General features: G+C 67.0%; 15 protein-coding genes. 11 read left to right on the forward strand and 4 right to left on the reverse strand.

The genetic code is table 11. The features are described from left to right. Positions 1-101: 101 nt before the first annotated feature. From hutU to hutI, 4 genes are read right to left on the reverse strand one after another with little or no spacing between them, the layout of a single operon-like run. Positions 102-1,775: a urocanate hydratase gene (gene hutU / locus LC092_RS10285; protein WP_224806439.1), complete on the reverse strand. Its 1,674-nt coding sequence runs from the start codon at positions 1,773-1,775 to the stop codon at positions 102-104. After that, positions 1,772-2,590 carry an N-formylglutamate deformylase gene (gene hutG / locus LC092_RS10290; RefSeq protein WP_224806440.1) on the reverse strand — a complete coding sequence of 273 codons (819 nt, stop codon included), beginning with the start codon at positions 2,588-2,590 and terminating at the stop codon, positions 1,772-1,774. The genes hutU and hutG overlap by 4 nt, the downstream gene beginning before the upstream one ends. A 25-nt stretch (positions 2,591-2,615) precedes the next feature. Beyond that, positions 2,616-4,154: a histidine ammonia-lyase gene (hutH, locus tag LC092_RS10295; RefSeq protein ID WP_224806441.1), complete on the reverse strand. Its 1,539-nt coding sequence runs from the start codon at positions 4,152-4,154 to the stop codon at positions 2,616-2,618. Beyond that, the gene (gene hutI, locus LC092_RS10300) at positions 4,151-5,374 is read right to left on the reverse strand and encodes an imidazolonepropionase (protein ID WP_224806442.1); all 1,224 of its coding nucleotides are present in this window, start codon (positions 5,372-5,374) and stop codon (positions 4,151-4,153) included. Before hutI ends, hutH begins: the two co-directional genes overlap by 4 nt. Positions 5,375-5,467: 93 nt before the next feature. On the opposite strand from hutI, the gene LC092_RS10305 reads away from it, so the two are divergent. From LC092_RS10305 to LC092_RS10355, 11 genes are all read left to right on the forward strand, one after another. Further along, entirely contained in the window at positions 5,468-6,841 is a 1,374-nt protein-coding gene (locus LC092_RS10305; RefSeq protein WP_224806443.1) for a formimidoylglutamate deiminase, read from the forward strand. Next, on the forward strand, positions 6,838-7,572 hold the full coding sequence (locus tag LC092_RS10310; RefSeq protein WP_224806444.1) for a UTRA domain-containing protein: 735 nt from the start codon (positions 6,838-6,840) through the stop codon (positions 7,570-7,572). The genes LC092_RS10305 and LC092_RS10310 overlap by 4 nt, the downstream gene beginning before the upstream one ends. Before the next feature lie 196 nt (positions 7,573-7,768). Beyond that, positions 7,769-8,803: a TRAP transporter substrate-binding protein gene (locus LC092_RS10315; RefSeq protein WP_224806445.1), complete on the forward strand. Its 1,035-nt coding sequence runs from the start codon at positions 7,769-7,771 to the stop codon at positions 8,801-8,803. A gap of 86 nt (positions 8,804-8,889) precedes the next feature. Next, complete coding sequence (locus tag LC092_RS10320; protein WP_224806446.1) at positions 8,890-10,161, forward strand: flavin-dependent oxidoreductase; 1,272 nt, start codon at positions 8,890-8,892, stop codon at positions 10,159-10,161. Then, a complete protein-coding gene (locus tag LC092_RS10325) occupies positions 10,158-10,640 on the forward strand; it encodes a MarR family winged helix-turn-helix transcriptional regulator (RefSeq protein WP_224806447.1) in 483 nt (160 codons plus the stop codon). Before LC092_RS10320 ends, LC092_RS10325 begins: the two co-directional genes overlap by 4 nt. Positions 10,641-10,797: 157 nt before the next feature. After that, entirely contained in the window at positions 10,798-12,852 is a 2,055-nt protein-coding gene (locus LC092_RS10330; RefSeq protein ID WP_224806448.1) for a putative bifunctional diguanylate cyclase/phosphodiesterase, read from the forward strand. 217 nt (positions 12,853-13,069) lie between these two features. After that, positions 13,070-13,579 carry a hypothetical protein gene (locus tag LC092_RS10335; protein ID WP_224806449.1) on the forward strand — a complete coding sequence of 170 codons (510 nt, stop codon included), beginning with the start codon at positions 13,070-13,072 and terminating at the stop codon, positions 13,577-13,579. A gap of 55 nt (positions 13,580-13,634) precedes the next feature. After that, positions 13,635-14,897, forward strand: coding sequence for an imelysin family protein (locus tag LC092_RS10340; protein WP_412103566.1), 1,263 nt, complete (start codon positions 13,635-13,637; stop codon positions 14,895-14,897). A 132-nt stretch (positions 14,898-15,029) separates the two neighbouring features. Beyond that, the gene (locus LC092_RS10345; protein WP_224806450.1) at positions 15,030-16,517 is read left to right on the forward strand and encodes a di-heme oxidoredictase family protein; all 1,488 of its coding nucleotides are present in this window, start codon (positions 15,030-15,032) and stop codon (positions 16,515-16,517) included. A 53-nt stretch (positions 16,518-16,570) separates the two neighbouring features. Beyond that, positions 16,571-17,707 (forward strand): imelysin family protein, encoded by a 1,137-nt coding sequence (locus LC092_RS10350; protein WP_224806451.1) that lies wholly within the window; start codon positions 16,571-16,573, stop codon positions 17,705-17,707. After that, positions 17,694-18,839, forward strand: coding sequence for a DUF1513 domain-containing protein (locus LC092_RS10355; RefSeq protein ID WP_224806452.1), 1,146 nt, complete (start codon positions 17,694-17,696; stop codon positions 18,837-18,839). Before LC092_RS10350 ends, LC092_RS10355 begins: the two co-directional genes overlap by 14 nt.

Raw genomic sequence — 18,839 nt, forward strand, 5'->3', positions numbered from 1 at the left:
CAGGGTCTGTCCTCTGGTTGCGATGAAAACTCGTCTTCTTGTTATCGGGGCGGCACAGCCTCAGGCGATGCCGTCCCGCAACGGGTCTGCAACGGCTCTGGTCAGTTGCCCAGGATGCCGGGAAGCCGCAGACCGTTTTCTTTCGCGCAGTCCTGCGCGATCTCGTAGCCGGCATCGGCGTGACGCATCACGCCGGTGGCCGGGTCGTTCCACAAAACCCGCTCGATGCGACGGTCGGCATCCTCAGTGCCATCGCAGCAGATCACCATGCCGGAATGCTGCGAGAAGCCCATGCCGACGCCGCCGCCGTGATGCAGGCTGACCCAGGTCGCGCCGGAGGCGCAGTTCAGCAGCGCATTCAGGAGCGGCCAGTCGGACACCGCATCGGAGCCGTCCTTCATCGCCTCGGTCTCGCGGTTGGGCGAGGCGACCGAGCCGCTGTCGAGATGGTCGCGGCCGATGACGATCGGGGCCTTGAGCTCGCCCTTGCGGACCATTTCGTTGAAGGCGAGGCCGAGCCGGTGACGATCGCCGAGGCCGACCCAGCAGATGCGCGCCGGCAGGCCCTGGAAGGAAATCCGTTCGCGCGCCATGTCGAGCCAGCGGTGCAGGTGATGGTCGTCCGGCATCAGCTCGCGCACCTTCTCGTCGGTGCGGTAGATGTCTTCCGGATCGCCGGAGAGGGCCGCCCAGCGGAACGGGCCGACGCCGCGGCAAAACAGCGGACGGATATAGGCCGGCACGAAGCCCGGGAAGGCGAAGGCGTTTTCCAGGCCTTCCTCGAGCGCCACCTGACGGATGTTGTTGCCGTAGTCGAGGGTCGGCACACCGGCGTTCCAGAAGGCGACCATGGCTTCGACGTGGTCGCGCATCGAGGCGCGAGCGGCCTTTTCCACCGCCTTGGGATCGCTCTCGCGCTTGGCTTCCCATTCCGCCATCGTCCAGCCCTTCGGCAGGTAGCCGTTGATCGGATCGTGCGCCGAGGTCTGGTCGGTGACGATATCCGGATGGATCCCGCGCGCCACGAGTTCGGGGAAGATCTCGGCCGCGTTGCCCAGAAGGCCGACGGATTTGGCCTCGCCGGCCGCCGTCCAGCGGTTGATCATCTCCAGCGCCTCGTCGAGGGTCTCCGCCTTCTCGTCAAGATAACGGGTGCGCAGGCGGAAATCGATGGAGTCGGGGTTGCACTCCACTGCAAGACAGCAGGCGCCGGCCATCACGGCCGCCAGCGGCTGGGCGCCGCCCATGCCGCCCAGGCCACCGGTCAGGATCCATTTGCCCTTCAGGTTGCCGCCGAAGTGCTGGCGACCGGCCTCCACGAAGGTTTCGTAGGTGCCCTGAACGATGCCCTGCGAACCGATGTAGATCCAGGAGCCGGCCGTCATCTGGCCGTACATCATCAACCCGGCCTTATCGAGCTTGTTGAAGTGGTCCCAGTTGGCCCAATGCGGCACGATGTTGGAGTTGGCGATGAGAACGCGCGGCGCGTCCTTGTGGGTCTTGAACACGCCGACCGGCTTGCCCGACTGCACCATCAGCGTCTCGTCGGCTTCCAGGTCGCGCAGGGTGGCGACGATCTTGTCGAAATCGTCCCAGGTGCGCGCGGCGCGGCCGATGCCGCCATAGACGACGAGTTCGTTCGGCTTTTCGGCAACGTCCGGATCGAGGTTGTTCATCAGCATCCGCAAGGGCGCCTCGGTCAGCCAGGACTTGGCCGAAAGCTCGGTCCCCGTGGCCGCCCGGATGGTGCGGATGTTGTGGCGCGGATTGGTCATTGGGCATCTCCTTTGGGAAGTCGGCCATCGAGCGCCAGGCGCTCAAGACGGGTCAGAAGCGTTGCAAGATGCGGGCGCAGGCGCGCCGCCTTGGTCTCGTCATAGGCAAAGGGCGCGGTTTCCTGCGCCAGGTGGGTCGATTGCGCCAGTTCCATCTGGATGGCGTGGACGCCGGTCTCCGGCCGCCCGTAGTGGCGTGTCGTCCAGCCGCCCTTGAACCGGCCGTTCAGCACCGAGCTGTAGCCTTGTGCCGCGCTGCAGACCTCGACGGCCGTCGCCTCGATGGCGAGCGCGCAGGTGGTTCCGGAATTCGTGCCGATGTTGAAGTCCGGCAGCTTGCCTTCGAACAGGAACGGGATCAGCGAGCGGATGGAATGGCAGTCGTAGAGGATGGCGATGCCGTGGAGCGCCTTCACGCGCGCGATCTGTGCGGCTAGCGCCTCGTGATAGGGCGTATGAAAGTGCGCGCGCCGGTCGGCGATTTCCGCCGCGTCGGGTTCCTCGCCCTCGCGCCAGATCGGCGTTCCGTCGAAATCCGTCGTCGGAACCAGTCCGGTGGTGTTCTGCCCCGGATAGAGGCTTGCGTCGTCCGGGCCGCGGTTGGCGTCGATCACATAGCGGTGGAAGGTCGCGCGCACCGTGGTCGCATCGGCCAGAAGCCCGTCGTAGAGCGTGTGGATGTGCCAGTCGGTATCCGCCAGTTCCTGTCCGCGGACGTTGAGCCGGGCGTGGATCTCGGCCGGAACATGGGTGCCGGTGTGCGGCAGCCCGAGAATGACCGGTGAGGTGCCTTCGTGGATTTCAACGGGTGTCATATGGGGTGTTGTCTCCAGATGGATCTCAAAGGTGCGGAAGGACGGCGTCAGGCGTTGCGGCCTCGACCGCGCGGACCAGCCGGTCTTCGGCAACAAGCGTCTCCGCCAGAGCCAGGTCGCCGGCCATATAGCGGTCGTCTGTCAGGCGCGGCACGACGTTGCGGATTTCCTGGATGGCGCCGGCGAGCGCGGGACTGGTTGCAAGCGGGGCGCGGAACTCCACGCCCTGGGCCGTCGTCAGGGCCTCGATGCCGATGATCCGGGCGAGATTGTCGGTCATGTCGAGAAGCCGGCGCGCGCCGTGGCAGGCCATCGACACATGGTCTTCCTGGTTGGCGGAGGTCGGCGTGGAATCGACGCTTGCCGGCATTGCCCGCTGCTTGTTTTCCGACATGAGTGCGGCCGCAGTGACTTCCGCGATCATCAGCCCGGAGTTCAGCCCCGGCGTCGGCGTCAGGAAGGCCGGCAGGCCGAAGGAAAGCGCCGGGTCGACCAGAAGCGCGATGCGGCGCTGGGCGATCGCCCCGATCTCGCAAATGGCAATGGCGATCTGGTCGGCGGCGAAGGCGACCGGTTCGGCGTGGAAATTGCCGCCGGAAATCACGTCGCCGTCGGACAGGACCAGTGGATTGTCGGTCACCGCATTGGCTTCCCGGCGCAGGGTCTCGCCGGCCTGCCGCAGCAGGTCGAGACAGGCGCCGGCGACCTGCGGCTGGCAGCGGATGCAATAGGGATCCTGAACGCGCTCGTCGCCGTCGCGGTGGCTTTCGCGGATCTCCGAGCCGTCCATCAGCGCGCGCAGCGCGGTCGCCGCCTCGATCTGACCGGGCTGGCCGCGCAACTGGTGGATCTCGTCGCGAAACGGTGCGGCCGAGCCCATGGCCGCATCGGTGGAGAGGGCGCCGGTGACGAGGCTCGCCGTTGCCGCGCGCCAGGCCTTGAAGAGACCGGCAAGCGCCAGCGCGGTCGAGACCTGGGTGCCGTTGATCAGGCCGAGGCCTTCCTTGGGGCCGAGCACGACCGGTGCAAGGCCCGCCTTCGCCAGCGCGTCTCCGCCCGGCAGGCGTTCGCCACCGACGAAGGCCTCGCCCTCGCCGATCATCACGGCGGCGAGATGCGCAAGCGGCGCCAGATCGCCGGATGCGCCGACCGACCCCTGTCCGGGAATGACCGGAATGACGTCGTTCTGCAGCATGGTGTCGAGCAGCGACAGCGTTTCCCAGCGTACGCCCGAGGCGCCCGCGCCGAGCGACAAGAGCTTGGTCGCCATTACCAGACGCACGACATCGGGGGAGAGCTCCGCGCCGACGCCGCAGCAATGCGACAGGATCAGATTGCGCTGGAGGGTGGCGACATCGCCCGGCGCGATGCGCACGCTGGCGAGTTTGCCGAAACCGGTGTTGACGCCATAGACCGGCACGTCACCGGCCGCGACCTCGGCAATCCGGGCAGCACTTTTCTCAACGGCATCGCGAACGCTGGGGTCGAGCTTCGCCGGCGCGCCGCGATAGATCGCCTCGAGTTCGGCGAGCGTCGCCTTGCCGGGCGTGAGAACATGCGTCATGCGGCACCTGTCTGCCCCGTGGGGCGAATGCGGGAATGGAGGGGGTTGAAGCCGATCCGGTAGGTCAGCTCCGCCGGGGTTTCGACGTCCCAGACCGCGAGGTCTGCGATCTTGCCGGCTTCCAGCGTGCCGAGATCGTCGGCGATGCCAAGCGCGCGTGCCGCCTCGCGGGTCACGCCGGCAAGCGCTTCTTCCGGGGTGAGGCGAAAGAGCGTCGCGCCCATGTTGAGCGTCAGAAGCAAGGACGTGAGGGGCGAGGAGCCGGGGTTGCAGTCGGTGGCAAGCGCGATCGGAACGCCGGCTTCGCGCAGGGCGCCGACTGGGGGCATCTGCGTTTCGCGCAAGGTGTAGAACGCGCCCGGCAGCAGCACGGCGACCGTGCCGGACTTGGCCATGGCGTCGATACTCTCCTGCGAGAGATACTCCAGATGGTCTGCGGAGATCGCGCCGTAGTCGGCGGCGAGCCTCGCGCCGCCGAGGTCGGAAAGCTGTTCCGCGTGCAGCTTGACCGGCAGGCCGAGCGCCCTGGCGCGGTCGAAGACGCGGGCCATCTGCGCGGGCGAGAAGGCGATGCCCTCGCAAAAGCCGTCGACCGCGTCGACAAGACCTTCCGCGTGGGCGGCGTCGAGACCGGGAAGCACCACCTCGTCGATATAGGCGTCGGCGCGGTCCTTGTATTCCGCCGGTACGGCATGGGCGGCGAGATAGGAGGTGACGACGCGCACGTCGCGCTCCGCAGCCAGACGCCGTGCGGCGCGCAGCATCTTGATCTCGGCCGCGACCGAAAGGCCGTAGCCCGACTTCACTTCAATCGTGGTGACGCCTTCGGCAATCAGCGTGTCGAGGCGGCGCAAGGCGTCGGTGACGAGGGCGTCTTCGCTGGCCGCCCGCGTTGCCGTCACCGTGGAGACGATGCCGCCGCCGGCGCGCGCGATCTCCTCGTAGCTTGCGCCTTCGAGACGCAGCTCGAATTCGCGGGCGCGGTTGCCGCCGTGAACGATGTGGGTGTGGCAGTCGATCAGGCCCGGCGTCACAAGCCGTCCGTCGACGGAGCTCTGCGGCCAAGCGGAAAATGCGTCAGGGAGGTTTGTCCCCGGACCGGAATAGGCGATCCGCCCGTCCTCCGCGATCGCCAGCGCGCCGTCCTCGATCAGGCCATAGGGCGTGTCGCCCGCCACCATCGTTGCCAGACGTGCCTGCGTGAGAACTGTCCCGGACATGCGCCCTCCCTTGTGCGATCCGTTGGAATATGTATTAGATTAATTACGATATGTATGTACATAATTGTCAATCGCAAAAATGAGGCGGATCGGATGCGGATTTGGGCGGCGGCGGCTTTGCTGGAAAACGGATGGCAGCGCGATGTCTGCGTCGAGGTGTCGGCCGATGGCCGGATCGCGGATGTAAAAAGCGGGATTTCCCGACAGGATGCCTCCGCCGATCATGCGCTGCAGATCCTCCTGCCGGCCGTCGGAAACCTGCATTCGCATGCCTTCCAGCGCGCCATGGCCGGCCTCAGCGAGCGGCGCGGCGCGGGGGCTCACGACACCTTCTGGACCTGGCGGGACATCATGTACCGCTTCCTCTCCGGCTTCACGCCGGAGGAGGTCGAGGCGGTCGCCGCCTTCGTGCAGATGGAGATGCTGGAAGCCGGCTATGCCGCCTCGGCCGAGTTCCACTATGTGCACAATCAGGCGGACGGCACCCCCTACGATGACCCGGCCGAACTGTCGCGGCGGATCGCCAATGCCGCGGAGATTTCCGGCATCGGGCTGACGCTGCTTCCCGTCTATTACGCCGTGGGCGGTCTCGACGGACGCGACCTGGCCGGCGGTCAGCGCCGATTCCATTCCGATCTCGACAGTTTCGCGCGCATTCTCGAGGGTGCGGAGGAGGCTGTCGCGCGGATGCCGGCGGACGCGCGCACCGGCGTTGCGCCGCATTCGCTGCGCGCCGTCCCGCGCGATGCGCTTGCCCGGCTCGTGACGCTTCGTCCCGATGCGCCGCTGCACATGCATATCGCCGAGCAGACCGGCGAGATCGAGGAGGTCGAGGCGGCCTACGGTCGTCGTCCGGTCGACTGGCTTTTCGCCGAGCATTCCGTGGACGAGCGCTGGTGCCTGATCCATTGCACCCATCTGACGGAGGACGAGCGCCGCCAGATCGCCACCAGCGGCGCGGTGGCCGGCCTGTGCCCGATCACCGAATCGAGCCTCGGCGACGGCATCTTCGACGGCGCGCGTTTTATCGACGATGGCGGAACGCTCGGCATCGGTTCCGATTCCAACATCCGCATCGCGCTTTCCGAAGAGCTGCGCACGCTGGAATACTCCCAGCGCCTGCGCGACCGTCATCGCGCAATCCTCGCGACGCCGGAGGCCTCCTGCGGCCGGCGGTTGTTCGACGCCGCCCGCGCCGGCGGGGCCCGTGCGCTTGGTCGCGAGGCCGGGGCCATCAAGGCCGGAAACTGGGCGGATATGCTTGCGCTTGACGCTGCGTCGGTGCATCTGGAAGGCCTTGAGGGCGACACGCTTCTCGACGCCTGGATCTTTGCCGGCGACGACCGTCTCGTCACCGACGTCTGGGCGGCGGGCCGGCATGTTGTGAAGGCGGGCCGTCACGTGCGCCGCGACGAGATCGAGGCCCGCTATCGCCGGGCGATGACTGTCCTGAGGGAGTGCCTTTGACCGCAACCGCGCCCAGACCGCCCGAGGCCTCCGGTCCCCGCGCGCAAACCTCCTTCCGCACGATCAAGACCGAGATCCTGCGCCGGATCCGTGACCGGATCTGGCAGCCGGGCGAACTGATCCCGGGCGAGGAGGAGCTTGCGCGCGAGTTCGGCTGTGCGCGGGTCACGGTCAACCGGGCGCTGCGCGAACTGGCCCAGATCGGCATCGTGGAGCGCAAGCGGCGCGCCGGAACGCGGATTGCCGAGCATCCCTTGCGCGAGGCGCGGCTGGAAATCCCGGTCGTGCGCGTCGAGGTCGAGGCGCTGGGCGCGCAGTATCGCTTTGCGGTGTTGAGCCGCGAGACGCTGGCCGCGCCCGAGGCGATGCGCGCGCGGCTCGATCTTTCCGGCGACGTGCGCATGCTGCATCTGCGCTGCCTGCATTTCGCCGACAACCGGCCCTGGCAGTTCGAGGATCGCTGGATCAATCTCGCGGCTGTTCCCGATATCGAGCCGGAAACCTTCGAGACGATCAGTCCGAACGAGTGGCTGGTGAAGAACGCGCCGTTCTCGGAGATGGAAATCGCGCTCAGCGCCACGGCAGCAACGACGGAGGAGGCGGAACTTCTCGGGATCGCCAAGGGCGACCCGCTGTTCGTCTTCGAGCGCACCACCTGGCTGCTCGACCAGCCGCTCACCCACGTGCGCATGCTGCACCGGCCCGACTACCGCATGGTCTCGCGGTTCTGAGGCGCACGGTGACGCCGCGTGCATAGCGCTGCGGCGAAAGCCGCCCGGCGGCTTGATCCCGGCGCCGGCCGGCGGCATACTCGTTTACATCATAAACGATCAGCCCTCGGCTTGACCTTCCGGTCGGTTCGTGCGGCTGTAGCGACGCGAGCCGGGAATCGAACCCGGTCGAAACGCCTTCCGGGAGGATCCGCGCATGAATCGCTTGAAATCCGCAGCCCTTGCCGCCGTCGCCCTGTGCGTCGGCATTGCACCCGCGCTTGCCCAGGAGGTGACGCTGCGCGTCCACCACTTCCTGCCGGCGCCCGCGCCCGTGCCGAAGAACTTCATCACGCCTTGGGCGGAAAAGGTGATGAAGGAGTCCGACGGGCGCATCAAGGTCGAGGTCTATCCCTCGATGCAGCTTGGCGGCGGCCCACCGGCGCTGTTCGATCAGGCGCGCGACGGCGTGGTCGACATCGTCTGGACGCTTCCCGGCTACACGCCGGGCCGTTTCCCCGGAACCGAGACTTTCGAGCTTCCCTTCATGCCTGCCAAGGCGGAAGCCACCAGCCAGGCGTTTTGGGATTTCTACGAGAAGTATCTGACCGAGGAATTCAAGGACGTGCACCCGATCGCGCTGCATGTGCACGGGCCGGGCCTGCTGCACGTCAAGGGCGAGGGCGTCTCCAGCCTTGAGGACATGAAGGGCCTGAAGCTGCGCGGTCCCACGCGCCAGACCAATGCGCTGTTGAGCGCGCTGGGCGCGACGCCGGTCGGCATGCCGGTTCCGGCCATGCCCGAGGCGCTGTCCAAGGGCGTGATCGACGGCACCGTCGTGCCGTGGGAAGTCACCACCCCGCTCAAGGTCGCGGAGCTCGTTGGCAGCCACACCGACTTCGAGGGCCCGCGCGGGCTTTACACCGCGACCTTCGTCTTCGCCATGAACAAGGCGAAATACGACAGCCTTCCGGCGGATCTCAAGGCGGTGATCGACGCCAACAGCGGCCGCGAGATGTCCAAATGGGTCGGTCGTGTGATGGATGAGGGAGACGCGCCGGGAATCGTTGCGGCGGAAAAGGCCGGCAACGTCATCCGCAAGCTGCCCGAGGACGAGGTCGCGCGCTGGAAGGCAGCAGCCGAGCCGGTCGTCGAAGCCTGGGTCGCCGAAGTGACGGGCAAGGGCTACGACGGCGCGGCAATGGTCGAAGACGCCAAGTCGATGATCTCCAAATACGCCGACGCCAACTGAGGCGGACGGACCCGCGTCATGCCACACGGGCGGTCCATCCGCCCGTGTGCGCCACTGGCGGACCTTGAGACAAGAGTTTCACGACAATGACGGTTTTGATCGCAGGTGCCGGGGTCGCCGGCCTGACGCTCGCCCTGTCTCTCCATCAGGTCGGCATTCCCGTTCGCGTGTTCGAAAGCGTGCGCGAGATCCGCCCGCTCGGCGTCGGCATCAATCTCCAGCCGCATGCGGTGCGCGAGCTTGATGAGCTGGGTCTCCTCGACCGGCTCGACGCCATCGGCTTGCGCACCCGCGAGGTCGCTTACTTTTCCACCCACGGCCAGTCGGTCTGGTCGGAGCCGCGCGGAAAAACCGCCGGCTATGCCTGGCCGCAATTTTCCATCCATCGCGGCAAGCTGCAGATGATGCTGCTTGATGCGGTGCGCGAACGGCTCGGCCCGGATGCCGTGCGCTGCGGTGCGGCCGTGGCCGCCTGGCGCGATGCGGGCGAGGGGGTCGAGATCGATCTCGTCGACCGCACCAGCGGCGCGGGGCTTGGCAGCGTGCCAGGATCCGTGTTCATCGCGGCCGACGGCATTCATTCCTCCGCCCGCGCGACGCTTTATCCCGACGAGGGGCTGCCTGTATGGGGCGGCATCGTCATGTGGCGCGGCATCACCCGCGGCCCGAGGTTTCTCGGCGGGCGGACCATGGCGATGGCCGGCTGCAAGCCGCGCAAGTTCGTTTGCTATCCGATCGAGGACATCACGCTCGACGACGGCTCGGAAGGCTCGCTGATCAACTGGATCGCCGACCTGCGGCTGCCGGAGGACTACCTGTGGCGGCGCGAGGACTGGAACCGTCCGGGCGACAGGGCGGATTTCCTGCCGAAGTTCAAGAGCTGGCGTTTCGACTGGCTCGACGTGCCGGCGGTCATCCGCGACGCCTCCGAGATCTTCGAGTACCCGATGGTCGACCGCGATCCGCTGCCGCGCTGGACCCATGGCGCGATGACGCTGATGGGCGATGCCGCCCATCCGATGTATCCGATCGGGTCCAACGGTGCGAGCCAGGCGATCCTGGATGCCCGCGTCCTGACCCGCGAGCTGCTGGTCCATGGTACCGGTGCCGCCGCGCTCGCCGCCTATGAGGACGAGCGCCGGGAGGCCACGGCGAAGATCGTTCTCGCCAACCGCGCCGACGGACCGGACCGCATTCTCGATATCGTCGAGGAGCGCGCGCCCGACGGGTTCGCAAGCATCGACGATGTGCTGACCCGTGAGGAGCGGATCGAGGCCGCTGCCGGTTACAAGCAGCTTGCCGGCTTCAGCGTCGAGGCGCTCAACGCACGGCCCCCGATCGTCCCGGTCGCGGGATGAACCGGCCCGGGCTCGAGACCGGCACGGCGCCGGACGACGGCGGCGCCGCGTCGCTCGATCGCGGCTGTCTCGACGAACTCGTCGGCCATCTGCTGCGCCATGCCTTCCTGCGCGGACATCAGGTCTTCGCCGGCGTTTTCGACGGCGACGGGATCACGCCGCTGCAATTCATGGTGCTTGAACTGGTCGACAAGAACCCCGGCGTCACCCATCGCGAAGTTGCCGGGGCCATGTCCTGCGCCCCGTCGGTGCTGACCACGGCGCTCAAGCCGCTGGTCGCGTCGGGCGCGCTGTCGCGCGAGGCCGTTGCCGGCGACGGACGGCGCGCGGCCTATCGGCTGTCGGACGCGGGGCGGTCCTGGTTCCACGGCTTGCGGCCGAAGATCTCCCGTGCGGAACGCGAACTGCTCGCGGGCCTGGAAGATGCGGATCGTGCAAGCTTGCGGGTCATGCTCCGCCGTATCGCCGGCCGTAGCTGAAGCCGGCCCCGGTTAACGCTTGATTCAGCACAGGCCGGACGGATGTGCTGCGTTAACCTGTCGCACAGGTCGCTCTTCTACTGTCGGCGCAAGAATCCAAAACCAGACGCATGTTCGCTGCTTCATCGGCGAACATGACAGTTCGGATCACCTGTGCATGTCGTATGTCCTCTCTTGTATCGCGACCGAACACAATCCGTTCCTGGTCGCGCTCGCCGCGCTCATGTGCGTCGTTGGGGCCTGGATCAGTTTCAGCCTGTTTCGGCGGGCCCGGGATACGCGCGGCTCGACGCGGCTGGGGTGGCTGTTTCTCAACGGCATGGCGTCGGGGGCCGCCGTCTGGTGCACGCATTTCATTGCGATCCTTGCCTATGAAACGCCGCTCGGTCTGAAAATCGATCCTTTCCTGACGGTGCTCTCGCTCGTCCTGGCCATTGTCGGCACCGGCATCGGCTTCGGGATGGCAAGCAGTGGCTGGGGCCGGTTTGCCCCGGAAGCCGGCGGGGCGCTTGTCGGCGCGGCAATCGCGGGGATGCACTATCTCGGCATGGCCGCCCTGCATGTCGAAGGCTTTGTCGAGTGGAACCCCTCCATGGTCGCCGCGTCCGTTGCGCTTGCCGTCGGGCTTGGCGCGCTGTCGTTGAACCGGGCGATGCGTCCCCTGACCCGCTGGTGCCACCACGGTGCGGCGGGCGTGTTCTTTCTCGCCGTTGTATCGCTGCATTTCACCGGTGTCGCGGCGCTGACCATCACACCGCTTGCGCCGGCCAATCCGGGAAGCCAGCCCGCTCTCTGGGCGCTTGCCTTTGCGGTTGCCGGCGTTGGAACGCTGGTCATTGGCATGGGGGTGGTGACCGCGCTGATCGACCTGCGCACGCGTTCTCTCGCCGATGCCGACCGGGTCCGCCTTTCGACCAGCGATCCCCTTACCGGACTGGGCAACCGGGCCCAGTTCAACCGCGCGCTGGAAGACGGCTGCAGCTGGGCGGATGCATCCAACGGCCAGTTCTGCGTCGTGCTCGTCGATTTCGATGACTTCAAGTCGATCAACCAGTTGCGCGGCTACAGCGCGGGCGATGCGTTCCTGTCGGCAATCGGGTCGCGGGTCCTTGAGGGTCTGCAATTTGGCGAGGTCGCGATGCGGCTCGGCGGCGACGAGTTCGTCGTCGTCAAGCGTCTCAGCGATGGCAGCTCCCTTCAGGGCTTTCTGGAGCGGCTGCGCGGCCTCTTCACCGATCCTGTCCGTGCCTCGGGGACCGCGCTTTCCTGTCCGGCGTGCATGGGCGTGGCCATCTATCCCGATCATGGTCTGTCGTCCTCGGATCTTCTGGCCAACGTTGGCCTCGCTCTGGCGCGGGCCAAGCACGACAAGCTGTCACCGGTACAATTCTGTGACACGGTGATGGATGCTGCGGAAAAGACGCGGCGAATGCTTGGCGTGCTCCTGCGCGGTGTCGTGGAGCGGGGGGAACTGGTCGTTCAATTCCAACCGCAATTCGATCTTCGAACAGGCGCGATCTCGGGCGCTGAAGCCCTGCTTCGCTGGACCCATCCGGTCCTCGGACCGGTGTCTCCGGCCGACTTCATCCCGGTTGCGGAAGAAAGCGGCCAGATTGCCGCGATCGGCGAATGGGTGCTGCGCGAGGCGTGCCGACATGCCGCGGCATGGCCGCGGCCGCTCAAGGTTGCCGTCAATCTCTCCGCTGTCCAGTTGCGTCAGGCGGACCTTCCGGAGCGGGTGGCCGCGATCCTCACGGAGACCGGATTGCCGGCCGGACGCCTCGAGCTCGAGGTGACCGAAACCTCCCTGATGGCGGACCCAGAGCGCAGCGTCGCCGTTTTGCGGCGCCTTCGCGAAAAGGGCGTATCCATTGCCCTCGACGACTTTGGCACCGGCTATTCGGCCCTGGCCAGCCTCCAGGTGTTTTCCTTCGACCGCCTGAAGCTCGACAAGAGCTTCGCCGGGGATCTCGTACAGTCGAAAGAGGCCCGCGCGATCCTGAAGACGGTGCTGCTGCTGGGCCAGTCGCTGTCGATCCCTGTCCTCGCCGAAGGGGTTGAAACCGAACCGCAGGCCGCGTTCCTGCGTGCGGCCGGATGCCCCACCGTGCAAGGCTTCCTCTATTCGCGCCCGCTCTCCGACGAGGCGCTTTGCGCCATGATCGTGGAGCAGGACGAGGCCGGATTCCACGCTGCGGTCGGCCACGGCTGAGGGCCGGGCGTCCCCGCGATATCGATAAATCGTCGCGTCCTGACCCTTCATCTTGAAAACATGAAAGTATGGGTGAAGTTTAGAATAATTCTAAATCATTGATTTTGCTTGTTTTTAAACTTGACTCCGAATGTCATGTAATTGTATTTCCGGGATATGGCCAATGAGGGCCACCCTTTGATGACGGGACCTTGACCCCCGTTGATTGGAGGCCGGAATGACTGACATGAGCTTTCGTCCCGCAGGCCTTGCCTGCGCGGGCGGCGAAACGGAACGCCTCGTCGTCGAGGGTTTGCGCCGCTGGATCGCGGGCTATCAGACCGGCAGCATCGCCTGCTGGGAACTCGCCTGGAATCTCTACGCCGCAAAGCTTGGCGTGGCGCGTGCAAGGCCGGTGATGACCGGGCTTGGCTGCTATGCGCGCGCGCTCAACGGCTATGCCAAATGCGGCTTTTGCCTGCTCCCCTACGATTGCGGGCGCCGCTGCCCGCATGAGGCTTTGGCCGTCGGTGTCGTGGCCGCCTGGCAATGCGGCGACCGCGACGCGGCCAGCGGCCTCGTCGAGGAACTCGTGGTGTCGCCCGGCCTGCCCGCCACCCTCGAGGCGGCGGCGCATTTCGCCGACACTCTGCGCCGGGTCGATCTGACCCTGCCCAACGCTCTGCTGCGCCCCTCTGTCTCGACGCTTCCGGCGCGAACCCATTCGCCGGCGGAAACCCGTCATTGATCGCTTCCCTTCGCCCGGCCGGTGCTGTCGGGTGTCCAACCAAAGGACTTCTTTCATGAAGACGACTGTTTTGATGGCGGCACTTGCCGGCTTTGCGCTGGCAGGTTCTGCCCGCGCGCAGGCGCCGGAGCCGGTGCTTGAGACCTATGCCGACATTGCCGCCGCCGCCTATGCGGATGCGCTGGCGACCGCCAGGACCCTTTCCGGCAAGATCGACGCGCTTGTCGCCGCGCCGTCCGAGGAAACCCTTGCGGAGGCGCGCGCGGCCTGGATTGCGGCGCGCCGGCCCTATCAGCAGACCGAGGTCTACCGGTTTGGCAATGCGCTGGTCGACGAATGGGAAGGCAAGGTCAATGCCTGGCCGCTGGACGAGGGGCTGATCGATTATGTCGATGCCGGCTATGGCAATGACTCACCGGAAAACGCCTTCTATACCGCCAATGTAATCGCCAATCCCACGCTTGAGCTCGGCGGGCGCACCATCGACGCCACGCAGATCACGCCGGCGCTCCTTGCAGAGGAACTGCAGGAGGCCGGTGGCATCGAGGCCAATGTCGCCACCGGCTATCACGCCATCGAGTTTCTGCTGTGGGGTCAGGACGTCAACGGAACCGGCCCCGGCGCCGGCGACCGCCCGGCGACCGATTTTGATCCGGACAATTGCACTGGCGGCAATTGCGAACGTCGCGCCGCCTATCTCAAGGCCGCGACCGATCTGCTGATTTCCGATCTCGCCGAGATGGCCGAGGCTTGGACGGCGGGAGGGGCAGCGCGTGCCGATCTTGCCGCCAAGGGGCCCGAAGGCGGGCTTGCCACCATCCTCACCGGCATGGGCTCGCTCAGCTACGGCGAACTCGCCGGCGAGCGCATCAAGCTCGGGCTGATGCTGCATGATCCGGAGGAGGAGCACGATTGCTTCTCCGACAACACGCATATGTCCCATCTCGACGATGTCATCGGCATGCGCAATGTCTGGCTCGGCACCTACGAGGGCTTTGCCACCGGGTCTGTCGAGGGCACGTCGCTTCGTGACTATGTCGCCGCAAGCGATCCTGCGCTTGCCGACGAGATGACGGCGAAGCTCGACGCAACGCTTGCCGCCTTCGAGGCGATGCGTGCCCGGGCCGAGACCGTCGAGGCTTATGACCAGATGATCGGCGAGGGCAATGACGAGGGCAATGCCGTCGTTCAGGCCGGCGTTGATGCGCTGGTCGCCCAGACCCGCACCATCGAAAAGGTCGTGACGGCCCTCGATCTCGGCGCCGTCGCCTTCGAGGGCTCCGACAGCCTCGATAATCCGGGCGCGGTCTTCCAGTAAATCTCACCCCGTGCCGCGGGCGCTGGACGGAGCGCCCGCGGCACGCCTGTCCCGGTCGCGCGCTCGGGGAGGGGGCGGCCTCAAGGTGTCTTGATGATGATCCGATCTAGAGTTCGGGCTGCGACCGGTGTGATGCTGGTTGCCGCCCTGCCGGCGTTTGCGGGCGATGCAGACCCTCTGCCGCATCGCGACGATCTGTCGATGAAGGACCGCGCCCGCGTGGCCCGTGTGCTTGCGCCGCCCGCCGACCCGGGCGCGCTGGAACCCTATGAGGAAATGCCGGGCGGAGCGGCGACCTCGCGGAAGCGATTGAACGCCAACGCCTTCTCCTTCCCTTCCGCCAATCTCTCGTTCTCCGGCGAGCGCGACTTCGCGCTGGGAAACGGGCTGTTTGAAAAATTCTGGGTGTCGTCACCGGCCTCCACCCGGGCCTCCGACGGTCTGGGACCGCTCTACAACGCGCGCTCCTGTCAGGGTTGCCATCTGAAGGACGGGCGCGGATTTCCGCCGGACGCGGGCGAGGACGCGGTCGCGTTGTTCTTGCGCTTGTCCGTTCCGCCGGCAACGGAAGCGGACCGCGCAAGGCTGGAGAGCGGGGCAGATCTCGTCCTGCCGGAGCCGACCTATGGCACCCAATTTCAAACCTTCGCCGTGCCCGGCCTTTCGGCGGAAGGGCGGCTTTCGGTCCGATACACGCCGAAGCCGGTGCGTCTCGATGACGGCACCGAGGTCGTGCTCCGCGAGCCGGCCTATGAGATGACGGATTTGGCCTATGGGCCGATGCACTCCGAGGTGATGATCTCGCCGCGCGTTGCCCCGCCGATGATCGGGCTCGGTCTGCTGGAGGCGATCCACCCCGGAGACATTCTGGCACTGGCCGATCCGCACGACAGGGACGGCGACGGCATTTCGGGCCGCCCGAGCTGGCTCGGCGAGACCGGCACGGGCACGGCAGTGCTCGGCCGCTTCGGCTGGAAGGCATCGGCGCCGAGCGTGCGCGCGCAATCCGCCGGTGCCTTCGCCGGAGACATCGGCATTTCGACCCCCGATGTGCCGCATCCCTATGGAGACTGCACGGCGCGCCAGACGGCCTGTCTCGACATGCCGACCGGCGAGCAGGCGGACCTTGGCGAAAGCGAGGCGCCCGACCCGGTGCTGGAACTGGTCGATTTCTACGCCAGAAATCTCGCCGTGCCGGCAAGGCGGCAGGCCCGCGATCCCGAGGTTCTCGCCGGAAAGGCGCTGTTCTCGTCGCTGGGCTGTAACGCATGTCATAATCCGAAATTCGTTACTTCCCGACAGGCCGCGCAGCCGGAACACAGGTTCCAGCTGATCTGGCCCTATTCGGACCTCTTGCTGCACGACATGGGTGAGGGGCTGGCCGACAACCGCCCCGCCGGAACCGCCACGGGACGCGAGTGGCGCACGCCGCCGCTCTGGGGGATCGGCCTCACCCGGCTTGTCGGCGGTCGCGAGGCCTATCTTCACGACGGACGCGCCCGCACGCTCGAAGAGGCGATCCTCTGGCACGGCGGCGAGGGGCAGGCGGCCCGCGATAGCTATGCGGCTCTGGTCAAGGAAGACAGGGAGCGGCTGTTGCGCTTCCTGGGATCGCTGTAAGCGTGCGGCCGGGGTCCGCCCCGCCGTCTGGACGAACAGGAAAGGGTCCGATCATGAGATCCCTGCGAAAGATTGGCCTTGCCGGCTTGATCGCCTTCGTCGCGATGGGGGCGGCGATCCGCGGCACGGTTGCCGAGGGGGCGCAAGACGGTGCGGGCGCTGCGGACTATTCCGCGCTGGTGCCGAGGCTTGTCGGCGACTACGCCGTGCCGGCCGCGCGCGATCTGGAGGCGCGGCTTGGTGTCTTGCGCGACCGCATTGCCGATCTGTGCAAGGAGGCGGGCACCGGCACGGCCGCCGACGCTGCGGCGCGCGCGTTCGATGCGGCCTTCGCCGAAACGGTTGCCGCCCATGGCCGGCTCTTCGTGCTGCGTTTTGGGGCGCTCGCGGAGGACACCCGGCTGGAACGGCTGGCCTTCGTGCCCGACCGGCGCGGCGTCGTCCGTCGTCAAGTGACCCGGCTTCTTGCCGATCCCGATTCTGTCGCCACCGATGCCGCGTCGCTTCGGGACAAGAGCGTCGCACTCCAGGGCCTCTCCGCGCTGGAATGGATCGCCTATGACGCCGATGGCTCCGTTGTGCTTGGAGTCAACGACGCGGGACGGGCGTTTCGCTGCGCCTATGCCGGTGCCATCGCCGCGCGGATGGTCATACTCGCGGGCGAAGTCGCCGAGGCCTATCGCGCGCCGGCAGGACAGACCGCGATGTTGCTGGCGCCGGGACCCGGCAACGCGCTGGCGCAGGATCCGCATGCGGCGGCCGGGTTTGTGTTCCAGCAGATCGTGACCAGCATCTCCTTGTTGTCCGATCAGGTCCTCGCACCCGTTCTGGAGGAGGGGCCGCCAGCCGCACGCGCGGCGAGGGCGCCGTTTGCGCGTTCGCATCATGCGCTCCTGCATCTGCGCGCCTCTCTTCGCGGGATCGGGACGGCCTTGCGCACGGCGGGCTTTGCAAAGATGGACGCGGATGCAGCCTGGATCGGCGACACGCTGGCCTTCGAGACGAACAATGCGGTCGCCGCGCTTGAGGTCCTTCCGTCCGATCTGGCGAGCGTGCTTGCCGACCCCGAGCAGCGGGCGAGCCTCGCCTATGTCGCGCTCGTTCTGGACGGACTGGAACGAACGGTTGGCGGCGAACTGGCCGGCCACCTCGGATTTCAGGGAGGCTTCAATGCGCTTGACGGAGATTGACCGCCGGCATCTGCTTCGCCACCTGTTGTCCGGGATCGGCGCCGCGGGTCTTGCCGGCACGGTGTTCGGCGCAGCCGACGCGGCCGGGCAGTACGACGACGATCCGCTCTATGTCGCCGCAAGGCGCGAGGCGGACGGGTCGCATGCCGTGGCCGTCGTCGGGCTCGACGGGCTGGACCGGCTGGTCATTCCCCTGCCCGGACGGGGCCACGATGTGACCGTCTGCCGGACAACCGGCCGCTGCCTCGCCTTCGCGCGGCGGCCTGGAACCTTCGCGGTCATCTTCGACCCCCTGGGCAAAAACCCGCCGTCCGCCTTTGCCGCCGTGCCCGGCCGGCACTTCTACGGTCACGGCGCCTTTTCCGCCGACGGACGGCTCGCCTATGCCACCGAAAACGACTATGCGGCACGACGCGGCGTCATCGGCGTCTACGACGTGTCGGGCGACAGGCCGCGCCGGATCGGCGAATTCGACAGCGGCGGCATCGGGCCGCACGACATTCTGCCGATGCCGGACGGACGCACGCTGGTGGTGGCCAACGGCGGCATCGCCACCCATCCGGACACCGGGCGCAAGAAGCTCAATCTCGACGACATGCATCCGAACATCGCGCTGATCGACAGTGCGACCGGGGATCTTCTGGGACGGGTGGACGGAGAGGCCGGCCTGAGCCGGCTCTCGTTGCGTCATATGGATGTCGGGGCGGATTCGCGCGTCTGGATCGGCGGTCAATATCAGGGTTCAACGAGCGAGCACCCGCCGCTGATGGCCTCGCTCGATCCGGGCGAGGGACGCCTGCGACTGCATGACGTGCCAGACCAACTGAAGCCGGAGCTTGCAAACTACATCGGTTCGGTGACGCTCAACCGCGACGGCAGCGTGGTTGCCGCCTCCTGTCCGCGCGGCGGTCGTGTGCTTTACTTCTCCGCGCGCGACGGCGCGTTTCTGGCAAGCCAGGTTCGCAGGGACGCCTGCGGTCTTGCTCCGCTCGACGCCCGTTCGTTTCTGGTCTCCGATGGCGAGGGCGCGCTTCTGGAAAGCGCCAGCCCGAACGGGGCGCCGCTGCTTGTGGCCGCGCGGGCCGGCCTTGCTTGGGACAATCATCTGGTCGCCGTGCCGGCGACACGCTGA

This window comes from Stappia stellulata (genome assembly GCF_020176715.1).
In the GTDB taxonomy this organism is placed as follows: domain Bacteria; phylum Pseudomonadota; class Alphaproteobacteria; order Rhizobiales; family Stappiaceae; genus Stappia.